Origin of the sequence: Pseudomonas sp. NY5710, from assembly GCF_013305665.1 — a bacterium.
GTDB lineage: Bacteria > Pseudomonadota > Gammaproteobacteria > Pseudomonadales > Pseudomonadaceae > Aquipseudomonas > Aquipseudomonas juntendi.
The window spans coordinates 4,013,948-4,029,951 of record NZ_CP045554.1 but is presented as its reverse complement, the minus strand read 5'-3'; the positions used below and the strand labels follow the sequence as shown (position 1 = coordinate 4,029,951).

At 61.6% G+C, this 16,004-nt stretch carries 17 protein-coding genes and 1 pseudogene; 9 read left to right on the top strand and 9 right to left on the bottom strand.

Features of this window, described 5'->3' with window-relative positions; translation table 11 throughout:
• Window positions 1-187 precede the first annotated feature (187 nt).
• From GEV39_RS18630 to GEV39_RS18610, 5 genes are all read right to left on the bottom strand, one after another.
• Window positions 188-1,411, bottom strand: coding sequence for a type II toxin-antitoxin system HipA family toxin (locus tag GEV39_RS18630; RefSeq protein WP_173890786.1), 1,224 nt, complete (start codon window positions 1,409-1,411; stop codon window positions 188-190).
• Window positions 1,411-1,677 carry a helix-turn-helix domain-containing protein gene (locus GEV39_RS26210; RefSeq protein ID WP_283246111.1) on the bottom strand — a complete coding sequence of 89 codons (267 nt, stop codon included), beginning with the start codon at window positions 1,675-1,677 and terminating at the stop codon, window positions 1,411-1,413. The genes GEV39_RS18630 and GEV39_RS26210 overlap by 1 nt, the downstream gene beginning before the upstream one ends.
• A 313-nt stretch (window positions 1,678-1,990) precedes the next feature.
• Window positions 1,991-2,527, bottom strand: a complete 537-nt coding sequence (locus GEV39_RS18620; protein WP_173890785.1) for a BRO-N domain-containing protein — start codon at window positions 2,525-2,527, stop codon at window positions 1,991-1,993.
• A 202-nt stretch (window positions 2,528-2,729) separates the two neighbouring features.
• A complete protein-coding gene (locus GEV39_RS18615; protein WP_029885549.1) occupies window positions 2,730-3,980 on the bottom strand; it encodes a ribonucleotide-diphosphate reductase subunit beta in 1,251 nt (416 codons plus the stop codon).
• 649 nt (window positions 3,981-4,629) lie between these two features.
• Complete coding sequence (locus GEV39_RS18610; RefSeq protein WP_173890784.1) at window positions 4,630-7,509, bottom strand: ribonucleoside-diphosphate reductase subunit alpha; 2,880 nt, start codon at window positions 7,507-7,509, stop codon at window positions 4,630-4,632.
• A 746-nt stretch (window positions 7,510-8,255) separates the two neighbouring features.
• On the opposite strand from GEV39_RS18610, the gene GEV39_RS18605 reads away from it, so the two are divergent.
• Entirely contained in the window at window positions 8,256-8,954 is a 699-nt protein-coding gene (locus GEV39_RS18605; RefSeq protein WP_173890783.1) for a response regulator, read from the top strand.
• Window positions 8,951-10,558, top strand: coding sequence for an ATP-binding protein (locus GEV39_RS18600; protein ID WP_173890782.1), 1,608 nt, complete (start codon window positions 8,951-8,953; stop codon window positions 10,556-10,558). The genes GEV39_RS18605 and GEV39_RS18600 overlap by 4 nt, the downstream gene beginning before the upstream one ends.
• 3 nt (window positions 10,559-10,561) lie before the next feature.
• On the opposite strand, the gene GEV39_RS18595 is transcribed toward GEV39_RS18600, so the two are convergent.
• Window positions 10,562-11,263, bottom strand: coding sequence for a 4'-phosphopantetheinyl transferase family protein (locus GEV39_RS18595; RefSeq protein WP_173890781.1), 702 nt, complete (start codon window positions 11,261-11,263; stop codon window positions 10,562-10,564).
• 175 nt (window positions 11,264-11,438) lie between these two features.
• Window positions 11,439-12,230: a dienelactone hydrolase family protein gene (locus tag GEV39_RS18590; protein WP_173890780.1), complete on the bottom strand. Its 792-nt coding sequence runs from the start codon at window positions 12,228-12,230 to the stop codon at window positions 11,439-11,441.
• Between the two features lie 129 nt (window positions 12,231-12,359).
• On the opposite strand from GEV39_RS18590, the pseudogene GEV39_RS18585 reads away from it, so the two are divergent.
• Window positions 12,360-12,617: pseudogene (locus GEV39_RS18585) on the top strand (hypothetical protein); the annotation flags it as partial.
• Window positions 12,618-12,637: 20 nt separating this feature from the next.
• Here the strand turns inward: GEV39_RS18585 and GEV39_RS18580 are convergent.
• Both GEV39_RS18580 and GEV39_RS18575 read right to left on the bottom strand, forming a co-directional pair.
• Window positions 12,638-13,213 carry a recombinase family protein gene (locus GEV39_RS18580; RefSeq protein WP_001173919.1) on the bottom strand — a complete coding sequence of 192 codons (576 nt, stop codon included), beginning with the start codon at window positions 13,211-13,213 and terminating at the stop codon, window positions 12,638-12,640.
• A 126-nt stretch (window positions 13,214-13,339) separates the two neighbouring features.
• Complete coding sequence (locus GEV39_RS18575; RefSeq protein ID WP_196240184.1) at window positions 13,340-13,639, bottom strand: type II toxin-antitoxin system YafQ family toxin; 300 nt, start codon at window positions 13,637-13,639, stop codon at window positions 13,340-13,342.
• Between the two features lie 102 nt (window positions 13,640-13,741).
• Here GEV39_RS18575 and GEV39_RS18570 point away from each other — a divergent pair, with 102 nt between their 5' ends.
• From GEV39_RS18570 to GEV39_RS18545, 6 genes are all read left to right on the top strand, one after another.
• On the top strand, window positions 13,742-14,119 hold the full coding sequence (locus tag GEV39_RS18570; protein ID WP_003151133.1) for a type II toxin-antitoxin system RelE/ParE family toxin: 378 nt from the start codon (window positions 13,742-13,744) through the stop codon (window positions 14,117-14,119).
• Window positions 14,100-14,435, top strand: coding sequence for a helix-turn-helix domain-containing protein (locus tag GEV39_RS18565; RefSeq protein ID WP_001172026.1), 336 nt, complete (start codon window positions 14,100-14,102; stop codon window positions 14,433-14,435). Before GEV39_RS18570 ends, GEV39_RS18565 begins: the two co-directional genes overlap by 20 nt.
• A gap of 14 nt (window positions 14,436-14,449) precedes the next feature.
• Complete coding sequence (locus tag GEV39_RS18560) at window positions 14,450-14,785, top strand: hypothetical protein (protein ID WP_000741275.1); 336 nt, start codon at window positions 14,450-14,452, stop codon at window positions 14,783-14,785.
• Between the two features lie 23 nt (window positions 14,786-14,808).
• Entirely contained in the window at window positions 14,809-15,135 is a 327-nt protein-coding gene (locus GEV39_RS18555) for a hypothetical protein (RefSeq protein ID WP_000091614.1), read from the top strand.
• On the top strand, window positions 15,132-15,512 hold the full coding sequence (locus tag GEV39_RS18550; RefSeq protein WP_001054412.1) for a hypothetical protein: 381 nt from the start codon (window positions 15,132-15,134) through the stop codon (window positions 15,510-15,512). The genes GEV39_RS18555 and GEV39_RS18550 overlap by 4 nt, the downstream gene beginning before the upstream one ends.
• A gap of 156 nt (window positions 15,513-15,668) precedes the next feature.
• Window positions 15,669-15,965: a DUF3391 domain-containing protein gene (locus tag GEV39_RS18545; protein WP_249414369.1), complete on the top strand. Its 297-nt coding sequence runs from the start codon at window positions 15,669-15,671 to the stop codon at window positions 15,963-15,965.
• Window positions 15,966-16,004 lie beyond the last annotated feature (39 nt).

Genomic DNA, 16,004 nt, shown 5'->3' with positions numbered 1-16,004 from the left:
GCTGGTGAGTCTTCGGCGACTTTTGCAAAGGGTTGGTTTCGTCCAAGATCAATCTATACTCAAGCCGACCTCGCCCACGACCACGTAGACTGGCAAGTCCAGTCCCGGCACATGGCAACTGAGTGTGCCGTACCCCTCCTGTCGGCGTGGGCGAGGTCTCTTGTCACTCCGCCTTATCTCGGCAGAATCAAGTGCGCAGCTTATCAGCGCCTATGGCAACCAATGCCTGCTCCAGTTCTGCCGGCTGCAAGTACCGCCGATAATGGGCCGCTAATTCAGCTTCCCATCCAGCCACCTCATCAATGATGGATTCCGCCTGAGCGTGAGACAGGCCATAGTGGCCTACCTGGCTGAGCAGATTGCGCCGCGACAGTTCCTTTCCGAAACTCCCGATGCCCATGGCCAGGCTGGAGGGCGCAGCCCCCTCGGTCGTTGGCAGCACGTCATACATGGGTGACAGCCGCCAACTGCCATTCAAGAAAAGCACGGCTACATTCTTGGGGTGGTCATCATCGTTGCCGACCAGAATGTTGAAGCAGATGCGTTTGAAAAGCTCCTGAAGGTCACTGTGAGGCACGCCGCGCCGGCTCATTTCGTCTGCCAGCAAGCCATAGTGCCATTCCTGTGCCCAGCTCATCTGGTTGTTCCAGTCACTGTCGAGCAATGTCAAACCGCTCAACATGGGGACGCGGTAGAAATGTCCGTCGCCAGCTGGCGACCGGTCGAAGCGTTCGACCAGCAATGTGTTGACCCGCCCCCGATGCAACTGCACCTGCGCCACGTTCATGCCCTTGCTCGCTGCGAATGTCATGCACGCATGTTCGAGTGCCGGCACATCGTAGGTATCGTAGCGGTCGCGCGGCTTGGCCAGCAGCAGCCTGTTTTCATTTATCAGCGTGCATTTGGGACGAGCCCCGCCCAGTGACGAGCGCTGCTGCAAGGTTGCTTTGGTGGCTTTATCGGTGTTCTGCGGGAATCCACCCTGCACGCCATCCGCAAATTGTATGAAGGCGTCCAGCTGGGTGATCTTACCCAGTCCGGCCTGGCCGATACCTGCAGGAGGTTTACGGCCGGCGCCAGCCATGAGGTTGCCCGTGCGGTCATGGTTTGGTGATCTCAAAATGAAGCCAATGGCATCTTGCTGGTCACCATGCTCTCGCGCAACCAGGCGCTCGCCCCAGCCATCGGGGGCCGCGTCCCGGATAAACCCAGGTATACCCCGGTTCTTGGTAATGCGTTCATAAGGTTGCGTTCGAAGCGGGTAGCGCGACGCATCCGGTACCCAACCACCTGCTTCGACATGGGCCGGGTTGTAGACGAACTCGCCTACGTTGTTCTCTACGCTCAACCGCCCGATGGTGCGCACTTCCAGCGAGCCTGGCATCTGCATGTAAAGGTAGATGACAGTCATCAGAAGTCATCCCCGGTCACGCTCTTCAGGCGTACCCTGTGCTCGGTTGCGAAGGAAGCGGGTGCGGACATCGGCACGTCCTGGAATACCTCGTCCAGCAAGCCCAGGTGCCACAGCGCGATCATGTAGCTGCGCATCTCTACGGTAGGCGTACCTGATTCGATCTTGGCAAGGGTAGTAATGGACAATCCGGATTGGGCTGCCAAGTCTTTTTGGCGAATTTTCCGTTCAAGGCGCCTTGTTTTCGCCAGAAGCCCTATCTTCATTAGCCTGTCGGCACATGCCAAAGGAAAAACATTCATTTTAAGACCTGCTAAGACAGTGCTTATATGGTTTAAAAACCACTATAGCAGCTCTTATGATTCGAAGAGCGTCCGATTTCGAGGTGGTGAATGAGTAGAGGCTCGCTGATGGCGCGCGGCGTAATCAACCCCCACAGTGTTGGCACATCCATGCCTTGGGCGATACGCAAAACCTGTGGGAGCGGGCTTGCCTGCGAAGCAAGCGACGCGGTGTCTGGCACCGGCTTCGCCGGTGTTCGCGGGCAAGCCCGCTCCCACAGTTTCCGCCACAGGTCAGCTACACCCCATGTAACCTGAGAGCCCGCTGAGCACATTCCTTCCAATTGATCCTGCGCTTCAGCAGCGGCGTTACCTCATCACTTTCAGCCGCCAGCACCATCGGCATGTCCCGCATCCTGACCCACGGCTCACTCTGCCAATACAACAACGTCGCCGTCCTTCCCCCAGGCCAGCACATCTGCCCCAGCCGCGGCGCATCCTCAACCCCGTCCGCCTGCCCATCCCGCAGCACCGCCACCACCTCATGCGTCAGCCACCAGCGCAGATGGCGGTTCTCCGGAACATGGTGATGCGCCAGCAAGGTATAGGCCCCGGACTCGCTGACCATCGTGGTTTCCTGATACTTGCCATAGCGCAGCAACTGCACCGTGCGGTACTGGTCCGGGTCGAGCTTGCGCATGCAGTGTTCGTCGAAGAAATGCCCGCTCAGCCGGCCGAGTTCGTGGGCGCAGAACCAGGCTTCGGATTCTAGCCAGAGCGTGTGAAGAGGGCGGTTGTGGCGGGTGAAGAGGGTAGGTGTATTGAGACTGTCCATGCTTGGCCATCCTGAAGTTGGAGAGCCGTTGCTAACGGGAACGGGGTTCCGCTGCGTGAGCGTTCTTAAGCGCCATGAAACGTTATCGCGACGCCTTCAAAGTGACAATCGCGAAGCTTGTAGGATGCTTCCTGTTTTGCAATTCCTGCGCTAATAAAAAAGGCTGCCATTCGGCAGCCTTCTCGATGCTCAGCCCGGACGATCAATCCCAGCTCAACGCCCCACCAGTCTGATACTCAATCACCCGCGTCTCAAAGAAGTTCTTCTCTTTCTTCAAGTCCATGATCTCGCTCATCCACGGGAACGGGTTGGTAGTCCCCGGGTACTCTTCCTTCAGACCAATCTGGGTCAAACGACGGTTGGCGATGAACTTGAGGTAGTCCTCCATCATCGCTGCGTTCATGCCCAGTACGCCGCGTGGCATGGTGTCGCGGGCGTATTCGATCTCCAGCTGGGTCCCTTGCAGGATCATCTGGGTCGCTTCTTCCTTCATCGCCGCATCCCACAGGTGCGGGTTCTCGATCTTGATCTGGTTGATCACGTCGATACCGAAGTTCAGGTGCATCGACTCGTCACGCAGGATGTACTGGAACTGCTCGGCAACGCCGGTCATCTTGTTGCGGCGGCCCATGGACAGGATCTGGGTGAAGCCGCAGTAGAAGAAGATGCCTTCCAGTACGCAGTAGTAGGCGATCAGGTTGCGCAGCAGCTCCTTGTCGGTTTCGACGGTGCCGGTGTTGAACTCCGGGTCGGAAATGGCGCGGGTGTACTTCAGGCCCCAGGCGGCTTTCTTCGCGACCGACGGGATCTCGTGGTACATGTTGAAGATCTCGCCTTCATCCATGCCCAGCGACTCGATGCAGTACTGGTAGGCGTGGGTATGGATCGCCTCCTCGAAGGCCTGGCGCAGAATGTACTGGCGGCACTCGGGGTTGGTGATCAGGCGGTACACGGCCAGGGCCAGGTTGTTGGCAACCAGCGAGTCGGCGGTGGAGAAGAAGCCCAGGTTGCGCATGACGATGCGGCGCTCGTCTTCGGTCAGGCCGTCCTGGCTCTTCCACAGGGCGATGTCGGCGGTCATGTTGACCTCTTGCGGCATCCAGTGGTTGGCGCAGCCGTCCAGGTACTTCTGCCAGGCCCAGTCGTACTTGAACGGTACCAGCTGGTTGAGGTCGGCACGGCAGTTGATCATGCGCTTTTCATCAACCGCAACGCGGGCCGAGGAGCCTTCCAGTTCGGCTAGGCCTTCGGCAACGTCGAGGGCGTCGAGGGCTGCCTTGGCACGTTTGACCGCGTCGGAGTCAGCAGCGGTGGCCGCACGGGCTTCCAGGGCGGCGGCACCGCCGGCGCTGTCGAGCTTGTCGAGGGTGGCGGCGGCAGCGGCCTGCGCAGGGTTGTTGCCTTTGGCGGCTACTTCGCCGTCTTCTTTGTCGAATTCGTCCCAGCTCAGCATGGTTTGGCTCCTGCTTGAGGGTTGCCCTGGGGCAACCGCTTGGATTTAAAGAATGTGATGCCTGACGCAAGGCCGTAACGGCGAATGGACAGCTCGAGAGGCTGGCTCTCGTTTACATCTGAATGTGTTCTGGCTTGTACCTGGCCAGGCCTCGGGGAGGGGCCAGGACAATTGAATGGTGCTCTTTTCAGAGGGGGCGAAGTATATCGGATTTCGCCTTGGATCGGGGCGCGTCTCTTGCGGGCGAGGGTAACTTTTTCGACCGGAAATGCGTGCGTCCGTTCACCGGGTTTGTGTGGCTTGCTATGGGAAGGGAGTGTAGCGGCAAAAAGCGGATGGCACTACATGTTGTGGCTTTTTATTTTTAAGGCACATTATGTGGTGTTGGCGTGATTTTTGTGAGAGCGGCCTTGTGTCGCGAACGGGCCGCAAAGCGGCCCCGCGAATCATGCGGCGAAGCTGCAATCTTTGGGGCGCTTCGCACCCCAATCGCGCCACAAGGCCGCTCCCACAGTGACCGCGTTTTGTGAGAAGTCCTGTTCTTTTGCCGAGCCGCGTGAGCGCTGGGCAAAGGGCAAGGTTTCTCCGGGGTGCAGATACAAAAATGCCGCGCGGGGCACCCAAGGGCACCCCGTGCGGCATTCAGGCCTTACTGGCAGGCTTCGCAGTCGGGCTCGTCGATCGCGCAGGCCTTCGGCACTGGCGCTGGGCCTGCTGCCTGGACCGGGGCGCTGTCGCCACCGCTGGAAACGGCGTTGAGCTTGCCGGTGTTGATGGTCGACTTCTCGGTGCTGGTCGCGGCCAGGGCACGGAGGTAGTAGGTGGTTTTCAGGCCACGGTACCAGGCCATGCGGTAGGTCACGTCCAGTTTCTTGCCCGAGGCGCCGGCAATGTACAGGTTCAGCGATTGCGCTTGGTCGATCCACTTCTGACGACGCGAGGCAGCATCGACAATCCACTTGGTTTCGACTTCGAACGCCGTGGCGTACAGGTCTTTGAGCTCTTGCGGAATACGCTCGATCTGCTGCACCGAACCGTCGTAGTACTTCAGGTCGTTGATCATGACCGAGTCCCACAGGCCGCGGGCTTTCAGGTCGCGAACCAGGTACGGGTTGATCACGGTGAATTCGCCCGACAGGTTGGATTTCACGTACAGGTTCTGGTAGGTCGGCTCGATCGACTGCGACACGCCGGTGATGTTGGCGATGGTTGCAGTTGGCGCGATGGCCATGATGTTCGAGTTGCGAATACCTTTTTTAACGCGCTCGCGCACCGGGGCCCAGTCCAGCGACTCTTCCAGGTTGACGTCGATGTACTTGGCACCACGCGCCTCGATCAGGATCTGTTGCGAGTCCAGTGGCAGGATGCCCTTGGACCATAGCGAGCCCTGGAAGGTCTCGTAGGCGCCACGCTCGTCGGCCAGGTCGCACGAAGCTTGGATGGCGAAGTAGCTGACCGCCTCCATCGACTTATCGGCGAACTCGACGGCGGCGTCGGAGCCGTATGGGATGTGCTGCAGGTACAGCGCATCCTGGAAGCCCATGATGCCCAGGCCGACCGGGCGGTGCTTGAAGTTCGAGTTACGCGCTTGCGGCACCGAGTAGTAGTTGATGTCGATCACGTTGTCGAGCATGCGCACGGCGGTGTTCACGGTGCGTTGCAGCTTGGCGGTGTCCAGCTTGCCATCATTGATGTGGTTCGGCAGGTTGATCGAGCCCAGGTTGCAGACCGCGATCTCGTCCTTGTTGGTGTTCAGGGTGATCTCGGTGCACAGGTTCGAGCTGTGGACCACGCCCACGTGTTGCTGCGGCGAACGCAGGTTGCACGGGTCCTTGAAGGTCAGCCATGGGTGGCCGGTCTCGAACAGCATCGACAGCATCTTGCGCCACAGGTCTTTGGCCTGGATGGTCTTGAACACCTTGATCTTGTTGTACTCGGTCAGGGCTTCGTAGTACTCGTAGCGCTCTTCGAAGGCCTTGCCGGTCAGGTCGTGCAGGTCGGGCACTTCCGATGGCGAGAACAGGGTCCACTTGCCGTCATCGAAGACGCGCTTCATGAACAGGTCAGGGATCCAGTTGGCGGTGTTCATGTCGTGGGTACGACGGCGGTCATCACCGGTGTTCTTGCGCAGCTCGATGAATTCTTCGATGTCCAGGTGCCAGGTTTCCAGGTACGCACACACGGCGCCTTTGCGCTTGCCACCCTGGTTTACGGCAACGGCCGTGTCGTTGACCACTTTCAGGAACGGCACGACGCCCTGGGACTTGCCATTGGTGCCCTTGATGTACGAGCCCAGTGCACGGACCGGGGTCCAGTCGTTGCCCAGGCCACCGGCGAATTTCGACAGCATGGCGTTGTCGTGGATCGCGTGGTAGATGCCCGACAGGTCGTCCGGCACGGTGGTCAGGTAGCAGCTGGACAGCTGCGGGCGCAGGGTACCGGCGTTGAACAGGGTCGGGGTCGAGGCCATATAGTCGAACGACGACAACAGGTTATAGAACTCGATCGCACGGGCTTCCTTGTCTTTCTCTTCCAGCGCCAGGCCCATGGCCACACGCATGAAGAACACCTGTGGCAGCTCGAAGCGCACGCCATCCTTGTGGATGAAGTAGCGGTCGTACAGGGTCTGCAGGCCCAGGTAGGTGAACTGCTGGTCGCGCTCGTGGTTGATGGCCTTGCCCAGACGCTCCAGGTCGTAGCCTTTCAGGGCAGGGTCCAGCAGCTCGAATTCGACGCCTTTCTCGACATAGGCCGGCAGCGCCTTGGCGTACAGGTCGGCCATTTCGTGGTGGGTGGCGCTTTCGGCGACGTTCAGGAAGCCCAGGCCTTCGGCGCGCAGGGTGTCCATCAGCAGGCGTGCAGTGACGAACGAGTAGTTCGGCTCGCGCTCTACCAGGGTACGGGCAGTCATGACCAGGGCGGTGTTGACGTCCTTGATGGCTACGCCGTCGTAGAGGTTCTTCAGGGTTTCGCGCTGGATCAGGTCGCCATCGACTTCGGCCAGGCCTTCGCAGGCTTCGCTGATGATGGTGTTCAGGCGGGCCATGTCCAGTGGTGCCAGGCTGCCGTCGGCCAGGGTAATGCGGATGCTCGGGTGCGGCTCGACCACGGCGTCGTTGTTGGCGCGGGTCGCACGCTCCTTGGCACGCTGGTCGCGGTAGATCACGTAGTCGCGGGCGACTTTCTGCTCGCCAGCGCGCATCAGGGCCAGCTCGACCTGGTCCTGGATTTCTTCGATGTGGATGGTGCCACCCGATGGCATGCGACGCTTGAACGTGGCGGTAACCTGCTCGGTCAGGCGCGCGACGGTGTCGTGGATGCGCGACGAGGCGGCGGCGGTGCCGCCTTCAACTGCGAGGAACGCCTTGGTGATGGCAACGGTGATCTTGTCGTCGGTATACGGGACGACAGTGCCGTTACGCTTGATCACGCGCAGTTGGCCAGGGGCGGTAGCAGCCAGATCCTGCTGGGAATCGGCGGCCTGCGGCACCTTGGCCTGCGGGTTCTCGCGAGTTGTGTCGGTTTGCATGGGTGGGTGTCTCCACAGTTTCTATATTGTACAGGCGCCTTTTGAGCGCCCACCGTTCCGTCCACTTGCTCGATAACCTCACGGGGATGCGCACTGCATGCGCACCCGCCCGCGCGGGCGTACCGACTTCGGGACAGACTCAGGAATAAGGGGCAATGGCTTGCCGCTCCCTGGCCGAAGTCAAAGGTTTTGGGCTGGGCCCAAAAACTGTTGCTGATGGGTGCCAGGCTGGCCTGCAACACCCATGCCCGAACAAGGCCCTGGATGGGCTTGCCTCGGTCGCCTCCGCAGGAGCGGTTTGGCTGCTGAAATCACTTGAAGTTCCACCCCGAAGATCGTTTGATCTAGCGGGTTGACTTTTGTGTGTGATTTTGCACGAACCCCTATATCTAGTGGTTCGCTGCGATCGGGATACAAGATAATGCGGTATTGGGGTGTTTGCAAGGCGAGCGTCTGTGGATAACGTGTGGGTACTTTGTGGGTGAAAGGTGAGTATTCGCTGTAGGCCTTGTGCCAAGTGGTTTGCAGTATTTTTCGGCCGTTCGCCGCCCCGTCGCAGTTTTTGCGGGCGCGCACCCTACCACAAAAAACGCTTCAGTCCAGCGCCTCGGTACACGCCGGCAGGCGGTTGTTGCCGGCCGGTACAAGCACCGCGCGGGCCCCGCTCGATTTCATGGACAGCAAAGATCTACAGTCATACGCTCAAAGGCCAAGATTGCGATCCAGAGAATAAAAAGGCCAAAGCCATGGACCAGACCCAACCCCGCATTCTGATCGTCGAGGACGACCCGCGCTTGGCCGAGCTGACCGCCGAGTACCTGCAGGCCAACGGCTTCGAGGTCGCGGTTGAGGGCGATGGCGCGCGTGCCGTGCGTCGGATCGTCGACAGCCAACCTGATCTGGTCATCCTCGACCTGATGCTGCCGGGCGAGGACGGCTTGAGCATCTGCCGCCGGGCGCGCAACCAGTATCCTGGGCCGATCCTCATGCTCACCGCACGCAGCGACGAACTCGACCAGATCCACGGGCTGGACCTGGGCGCCGACGACTATGTCTGCAAACCGGTGCGCCCACGCCTGCTGTTGGCGCGCATCCAGGCCTTGCTGCGCCGTAGCGAAGCCCTGGACAGCAAGCGCCAGCACCTGGCGTTCGGTGCGCTGCACATCGACAACCGGCTGCGCGAGGCGCGCCTCGGTGAGCAACTGATCGAACTGACCGGTGCCGAATTCGACTTGCTATGGCTACTGGCCAGCAACGCCGGGCGGGTGCTTACCCGTGAACAGATCTTCACTGCGCTGCGTGGTGTTGGCTACGACGGCCAGGACCGTTCCATCGACATCCGCATTTCCAGGATCCGCCCCAAGATCGGCGATGACCCGCTGCAGCCGCGGCTGATCAAGACCCTGCGCAGCAAGGGCTACCTGTTCGTCGGCGAGGCGCCATGAACAATTCGATATTCCTGCGCATCTATGGCGGCATGCTGGCGGTGCTGGTGCTGGTGGCGCTGCTGGGCGTGCTCAGCCTGCACCTGGTCAACGAGGTGCGTGCCGCCCAGCACCGTGAGCGCCTGGCGCAAGGCACCTTCAGCCTGATGGCGGACAACCTGGCGGTACAGAACGCAACCGAACGCAAGCGCTCGCTGTTGATCTGGGAGCGCCTGCTGGGCGTGCCACTGGCGCTGCAACCGATGAGCGCACGCCGGCTTGATGGCAGCCAGCGGGCGCGCCTGGCCCGTGGCCTGGTGGTGGTGGAAAAAACCGGCCCGCATGCGGCACAGGTGCTGCGCAAGGTTGGCCAGGAAGACCTGATGCTGGTGGCGCAGATCAACCAGATCAGCGAGCAGCTGGCACGCGCGACACTTTATCTGCTGGCCGATGAGCTGGTGCGCTACCCGGTCACCGAACAACAGCAGCGCCTGGCCCAGTTGACGCAGGAAAAAGGCTTCGGCTTTGGCGTTGCATTGCAACGGATCGAGCGCGTCAGTCTGGACGATGACCAGCGGCACAGGGTCGAGGAGGGCGACACGGTGATGGCGCTGGGCAAGGATGGCGATTCGATCCGGGTGTTCGCCGGGTTGACCGGCTCGCCTTGGGTGCTGGAGATCGGCCCGCTGTACCAGCTCAACCCGTATCCGCCGCAATTGCTGGTCCTGATCGCGTTTCTGGGCCTGTGCCTGATCGGTCTGGTGGTCTACTTGCTGGTCCGCCACCTGGAGCGCCGCGTGTCGGGCCTGGAAGTCGCCGCCACACGCATCGCCCAGGGCAGTCTGGACACGCGCGTACCGGCTGGCGATACCGACTCGGTAGGGCGCCTGGCCGCCGCATTCAATGGCATGGCCGAGCACTTGCAGCGTTCGCTGACCATGCAGCGCGAGCTGGTGCGCGCAGTATCCCACGAGTTGCGCACGCCGGTGGCGCGCCTGCGCTTTGGCCTGGAGATGATCGAAAGTGCCAGCACCGAGCAGGCGCGCGCCAAGCACTTGGCTGGCATGGACGGCGACATCCAGGACCTCGACAGGCTGGTCGACGAAATGCTCACTTACGCGCGGCTGGAGCAAGGCGCGCCGGCCTTGCAGTTCCAGCGGATCGACCTCGATGCCTTGCTCGACCGGGTGATCGACGAGCTGGCGCCGCTGCGTGCCGATGTGCGCGTCGAGCGGGGTGAGTGCCAGGGGGCCGATGCCGACGGCGCCTGGGTCGAGGCGGAGCCGCGCTACCTGCACCGGGCGCTGCAGAATCTGGTTGGCAATGCCATGCGCCACGCCGAGTCGCAGGTACGCCTGAGCTACCAGCTGGGGCAGCAACGCTGCCGCATCGATGTGGAAGACGATGGCCCGGGGATCCCGGAGGGGGTATGGGACCGCATTTTCACGCCGTTCACCCGCCTGGACGACAGCCGCACCCGCGCCTCGGGCGGCCACGGCCTGGGCCTTTCGATCGTGCGGCGAATCATCTACTGGCATGCCGGGCGAGCCACGGTGGGGCGCAGTGCGGCGTTGGGGGGCGCCTGCTTCAGCCTGAACTGGCCGCGCCAGCAGGCACCGTTGTAGGCCTCAGACGCTTACCAGGCTAAGCAGATGGCCGTGTTGCAGGCTGAACTGGCCGTGCAGCTCTGCCCCGCGTCGCCACTGTGGCGACAGGTCGGTGAGCAGGCGCAGGCGCGCCAGCCCTTCGCCAGACCAGTCGAGCACTTCGGCGTGCTCGAAGTAGAAGCGCTGGCGTGTCAGAGGGTACAGGGTCTTGAACAGGCTTTCCTTCAGCGAGAAGGTCAGGGTGACCGTCAGCCCAAGTTGAGCGCGGTCCAGGCGCTCCAGCTCGGCCGGGGTGAGAATTTCGCCCATCAAGCGCTCGGCGCGTTCGTCATCGAGCAGGGCTTCCTGATCCAGGCCCAGGCCCTGGCAGCTGCCCTCGGCGGCGACCACCGCGGCGGCCCAGCCTTTGCCGTGGGTGATCGAACCACGGATGCCGCCGGGCCAGATGGGCGAGCGGTCTTCGTGGGTACCGGGTATGTAGTCGCGGCCGTCCAGGCGCTGCAGGGCGGCGCGGGCGCATACGCGACCGGCCAGGTACTCGGCCTGGCGCTTGGCCACTGAGCGCTGCAGGCTGCTGCTGGGTACGATGCCGGCGCGCTGGAAGTCGTCAGGTGCCAGGTGGGCGGGGTCGAAGGCACAGCTGACCAGCACCGCGCCGGGCAGTGGGCGGGGCAGGGGCCAGTGGTGCTGGAGCGGGGCGCAGCAGGCGGGGAGTGTGTTCATGGGGGCTATTGTGCCAGCCGCGGCGGCGGTGTGGGAGGTGCAATAGTTGGGGCTGCTTCGCAGCCCAATCGCCGGCAAGCCAGCTCCCACAGGTTCAAGACAGGCCTCAAGACCTGTGCGGTCCCTGTGGGAGCTGGCTTGCCTGCGATGGGCCGCAAGGCGGCCCCGGCGTTCTTTACTTGAACACCTTCTTGAAAAACGCCTGCATGTCCGCCCAGGAACTCTCATCCGCCGCCTTGTTGTAGCCAATGTCCGGCCCGCCATGCTCACCATGGCTCAAGCGATCCGCGTCCGGGTTGGTAAACCCGTGCTTTGCCCCTTCGATACTGACGAACTGATAGTTGACCTTGGCCGCATCCATCTCGGCCTTGAATGCCTCTACCTGTTGCGGGGTGACCATGCTGTCGGCCGCGCCATGCTCGACCAGGATATCCGCGCGCACCACACCCGGCTTGGCCGGGGTCTGGGTGGCCAGTGCGCCATGGAAGCTCACTACGCCGTCCAGCTTCTCGCCACGGCGCGCAGCATCCAGCACCACCTTGCCGCCGAAGCAGTAGCCGACCGCGCCCAGCTGGTGCTTGTTGGTGTTCGGTTGCAGTTTCAGCAACTCCAGGCCCGCATCGAAGCGCCTGGCCGCAGCGGCAGGGTCTTTCAGGGCGGCCGCCATGAACGCCTGGGCGTCCTGCGGGTGCTCGGTGTGCTTGCCATCGCCGTACATGTCGATGGCCAGGGCGTTGTAGCCCAGCGCTGCCAGGTCACGGGCGCGGCGCTTGGCATAATCGTTCAGCCCCCACCATTCATGCACCACGACAATGCCTGGGCGCTTGCCCTCGACGGCGTCGTCGTATGCGTAGTAGCCGACCAGGCGGTTGCCGTCGGCATCCTGGTAAGGAATTTCGCGGGTTTGTACCGCCGCTTGGGCAAGGGCGGCGCTGCACATCAGGGTCAGAGCCAGCAGGACACGCATGGGTACTACTCCTAGGTCGGCAATCAAGTCGTTCAGCCGAGGTTCAGTCAGGGTTCAGTCGCGGTTCAGGGTGTCCTGCTTACTCTAGCTTCCAGACCGAAACAGCGCACCCAACTGGAGTAACCTGCCATGAAAACCTTCAATACCCTGCTTGCCGCCATGGCCGTCTGCGCCGCTGGCATCACCACCGCCCAGGCTGCCGACGACAACTTCGCCAGCCTCACCTACGGCCAGACCAGCGACAAGGTTCGCAAGTCCGGCCTGTTGCAGCGCAACACCGACAACCTCAACACCGACGGCATCATCGGCAAGGATGACACCTGGGGTGTGCGTGTGGGCAAGATCAACGACCAAGGCCGTTACTACATGACCTATGTGTCGTTTTCAGAAGGCGACTGCACGAAATATCAGGAGTCGGCTGCACTGCCAGAACTGGCCGCCTGCAAGGCAGCGTAGAGAGCGGTTTTTCCTACCTTGAGGCGTGCGGCGGCCTCGCGGACATTCAAGCCGTTGGCGACAAGCTCCCGCGCTCGTTGCAACTTGTCGGCAGTGACAACCGGCTTGCGTCCGCCTTTGCGCCCGCGTGCGGCGGCAGCGGTCAACCCGGCCTTGGTGCGCTCGCGGATCAGGTCGCGCTCGAACTGGCCCAGCGCACCGAACACATGGAAGATGAGCCGTCCGCCCGGCGTGGTGGTGTCGATGTTTTCAGTCAACGAGCGGAAGCCGACGCCCCGTGCTTCCAGCTTGCCGACCGTCTCAATCAGGTGCGGCAGGGAGCGGCCAAGCCGATCCAGCCGCCAGACGACCAGCACATCGCCATCGCGCAGATAAGCCAGCGCATCGGCCAAGCCGGGCCGGTCTGCCTTGGCCCCGGATGCCGTGTCCTCGAAAACCCGTTCGCAGCCTGCATTGCGCAGCGCATCCGTCTGCAAGGCGGTGTCCTGTTCCGCCGTCGATACCCGCGCATAGCCGATGAGTGCCATTTCCGCCAATTTGTCCGTTATACCGTCCGCCTATCTTATTGTCCGTCATCCCGTTGCGCAAGATGTTTTCGGACAGGCGTCCGGTTTGGCCGCCTAATGATCGTTTGGCGGACAAGGCGACTGGCATCAGCCGAACAGCTCGCTATGGGAGCCAAGCCGCGCCAGTCGCAGGGTGTCGGCGTCGGACTTGCGGTAGATCAGCAGCAGGTCGGGCTTGATGTGGCATTCGCGGTAGCCCGCCCAATCGCCGGAAAGATCGTGGTCGCGGTATCGCACATCCAGGGGCTGATCGGTCGCCAGCGCGACCAGAACCGGCTTGAGGTCATCATTCGTGCAGCGGACTCCTGATACTGTTCGTTCAATAGACGACTGCACAACAGCCTTCAAACCGCGTTGTCTGGTGCAGTCGTCTTCTGAAAATGACAAGCACAGCGGCGGCTGACAGCCTGTCGCAAAACAAATGTTTTACGACACCTCCTTGAGGTTGCCGCGTTTACATCATTACCTGAACAGGTATAAAATTCCGTCATGACAAACAAAGAAAAACCGCTCGAATGGATCGCGAGCAGCCACAAGGATTTGATGGCGTTGCCGTCCGACGTGCGTCGCCGTTTCGGTTACGCGCTCTCGTTGGCGCAGATAGGCGATCAGGATGACGCAGCAAAGGTGCTCAAGGGGTTCGGTGGTGCCGGCGTGCTGGAGGTCGTCGAAGACGATGCCGGCGGCACCTATCGAGCGGTATACACGGTCAAGTTTGCGGAAGCGGTGTTCGTCCTGCACTGCTTCCAGAAGAAGAGCAAGAGCGGAATCGCCACGCCAAAGGCCGACATGGACATCATCCGCGCTCGGCTGAAGGTGGCCGAGGTATTGGCACAGGAGCTACGAAATGCAAAAACGAATCATTGAAGGCGTCGAGGTTCAGCGCAGCTCGGGCAACGTCTTTGCCGACCTTGGACTGCCTGACGCTGAAAAGCTCAAGATCAAGACCGGCCTGGTGGTCGAGATCAGGAGGGCCATGCGCGCCCTTGGGCTGACTCAACAAGCGGCGGCCAAACGCATGGGCATCCCGCAACCGAAGGTGTCGGGCATGATGCGCGGCGACTTCACCAATCTATCCGAACGCAAGCTGATGGATTGTCTGAATCGCCTCGGCTACGACATCGAAATCAAGGTACGGCCAGCAGCCGAGCCGATCGGGCATCTAACGCTCGCAACCGCTTAATCGGAGCCCTCCTGATGGCAGCCCGCATCACCGACGACGAATGGGACGAACTGACTCCCGAGAATTTCGATACCACGGCACTGCTGCGTGCAGTCGATGCCGTGGACGTGCTGCGCGGCGATTTGAATGACAGCGCAGACGGCGCACCTCCGCAACTGCGCACCGACCTGTTGAAGCTGCATCAACTGGCAATGGCCGCGTTCAACGAGGGATCACGCAGCCGAGTGGCTGAGCTATTTGATCTCGCCGTGGATCTTCAGGATCAGGTTGATCATCTGATGACCTCGCTGGAACAAGTGCAAGAAACCCTGTCCCGGTTGACGGCGCTCTACCCAGAAAGCCTGTCCTGAATGTTCTTGGAGACAACCACATCATGAGCCGCAGCCGCCGCAAAACGCCCATCGTTGGGCACACGACCTGCCGTAGCGAGCGCGAGGACAAGAAACTCTGGCATCAGCGCTGGCGAACCCACGAGCGCACCGCGCTGGCCAGCGCGTCGCCGGAAGCTCTATGCGCCCATCTGCCTCTACTGGAAAACCAGGTCAGCAACGTCTGGTCGATGGGTAAGGATGGCCGCTCCTACTGGCCCATCAAGCGCCAGGCCGCCACGGCGGATCGCATTGCCAACCACAAGGGACGCAATCCGCAAGAGCGCGCCTCCCTGAAAAAGCGTCTGCTGCGCAAGTGGATGAGCAAATGAACCTGTCCACCATCGAGGCGCTGGCTATCGCTTGGGCGCGAATCGCTGAAGAAGCAGAACTCCCAGCCGGCTACGAGGGCACGGCGACGCCAGAGGCGCATCGGGCCTGCGAGGTGATCCAGGAGCGGATTCGAGAGCACGTCGTCGCCACCAATGACATGCGGCTGTTCGGCCTGCTGCACCTGCTTGGGCAGGCGTCGCTGCGCATGGAGCAAGCGCTGTGGCCGGAAGAATATGCGCGGATGACCCGCGAGGTCGAGGAAGCTCTCCGAGAGGCCGACGACCCCAACGCCAAGTCGTACACCCACGAAGAAGTCATGCAGGCGATGCAGGAACGCATCGACCGAGCGCGAGACAAAGCCATGTTGATCGGCTGACGGAAATTTCGGCGGTTCCGGCTGATCCAAGAATCTTGGCGTGACCTTACCTCCGCTCTACCGCTGGGTGCCAGCCTCGGCGCACGCCTAACCACCCAACTCAGAAAGAAAAATAAGTTGGTAAAACGCATTCCCGTATCCGAGCTTCGTCTCGGCATGTACATCCACAAGCTCGCCTGCTCTTGGGTTCGACACCCATTCTGGCGCGGCAGCTTCCTGCTGACCGAGCCTCAGGATCTCTCTGCCATTCGAGAATGTGGCGTCGGGGAGGTCTGGGTCGACTTGGCCAAAAGCCAAGTCGACCCAGAGAGCCCAGAGAGCCCAGAGAGCCCAGAGAGCCCAGAGCCCAGAGCCCAGAGCCCAGAGCCCAGAGCCCAGAGCCCAGAGCCCAGAGCCCAGAGCCCAGAGCCCAGAGCCCAGAGAATTGTCGGAGGAGCAATCTCTGCCGTCTAGTCCACTAAGCAAGAAAAGTGACGGCGCAACCTCAATGGA

Coding starts and splice junctions, on each gene's coding strand:
- GEV39_RS18630 (WP_173890786.1), bottom strand. CDS start 1,411: ATGACTGTCATCTACCTTTACATGCAGATGCCAGGCTCGCTGGAAGTG.
- GEV39_RS26210 (WP_283246111.1), bottom strand. CDS start 1,677: ATGAAGATAGGGCTTCTGGCGAAAACAAGGCGCCTTGAACGGAAAATT.
- GEV39_RS18620 (WP_173890785.1), bottom strand. CDS start 2,527: ATGGACAGTCTCAATACACCTACCCTCTTCACCCGCCACAACCGCCCT.
- GEV39_RS18615 (WP_029885549.1), bottom strand. CDS start 3,980: ATGCTGAGCTGGGACGAATTCGACAAAGAAGACGGCGAAGTAGCCGCC.
- GEV39_RS18610 (WP_173890784.1), bottom strand. CDS start 7,509: ATGCAAACCGACACAACTCGCGAGAACCCGCAGGCCAAGGTGCCGCAG.
- GEV39_RS18605 (WP_173890783.1), top strand. CDS start 8,256: ATGGACCAGACCCAACCCCGCATTCTGATCGTCGAGGACGACCCGCGC.
- GEV39_RS18600 (WP_173890782.1), top strand. CDS start 8,951: ATGAACAATTCGATATTCCTGCGCATCTATGGCGGCATGCTGGCGGTG.
- GEV39_RS18595 (WP_173890781.1), bottom strand. CDS start 11,263: ATGAACACACTCCCCGCCTGCTGCGCCCCGCTCCAGCACCACTGGCCC.
- GEV39_RS18590 (WP_173890780.1), bottom strand. CDS start 12,230: ATGCGTGTCCTGCTGGCTCTGACCCTGATGTGCAGCGCCGCCCTTGCC.
- GEV39_RS18580 (WP_001173919.1), bottom strand. CDS start 13,213: ATGGCACTCATCGGCTATGCGCGGGTATCGACGGCGGAACAGGACACC.
- GEV39_RS18570 (WP_003151133.1), top strand. CDS start 13,742: ATGACAAACAAAGAAAAACCGCTCGAATGGATCGCGAGCAGCCACAAG.
- GEV39_RS18565 (WP_001172026.1), top strand. CDS start 14,100: ATGCAAAAACGAATCATTGAAGGCGTCGAGGTTCAGCGCAGCTCGGGC.
- GEV39_RS18560 (WP_000741275.1), top strand. CDS start 14,450: ATGGCAGCCCGCATCACCGACGACGAATGGGACGAACTGACTCCCGAG.
- GEV39_RS18555 (WP_000091614.1), top strand. CDS start 14,809: ATGAGCCGCAGCCGCCGCAAAACGCCCATCGTTGGGCACACGACCTGC.
- GEV39_RS18550 (WP_001054412.1), top strand. CDS start 15,132: ATGAACCTGTCCACCATCGAGGCGCTGGCTATCGCTTGGGCGCGAATC.
- GEV39_RS18545 (WP_249414369.1), top strand. CDS start 15,669: ATGTACATCCACAAGCTCGCCTGCTCTTGGGTTCGACACCCATTCTGG.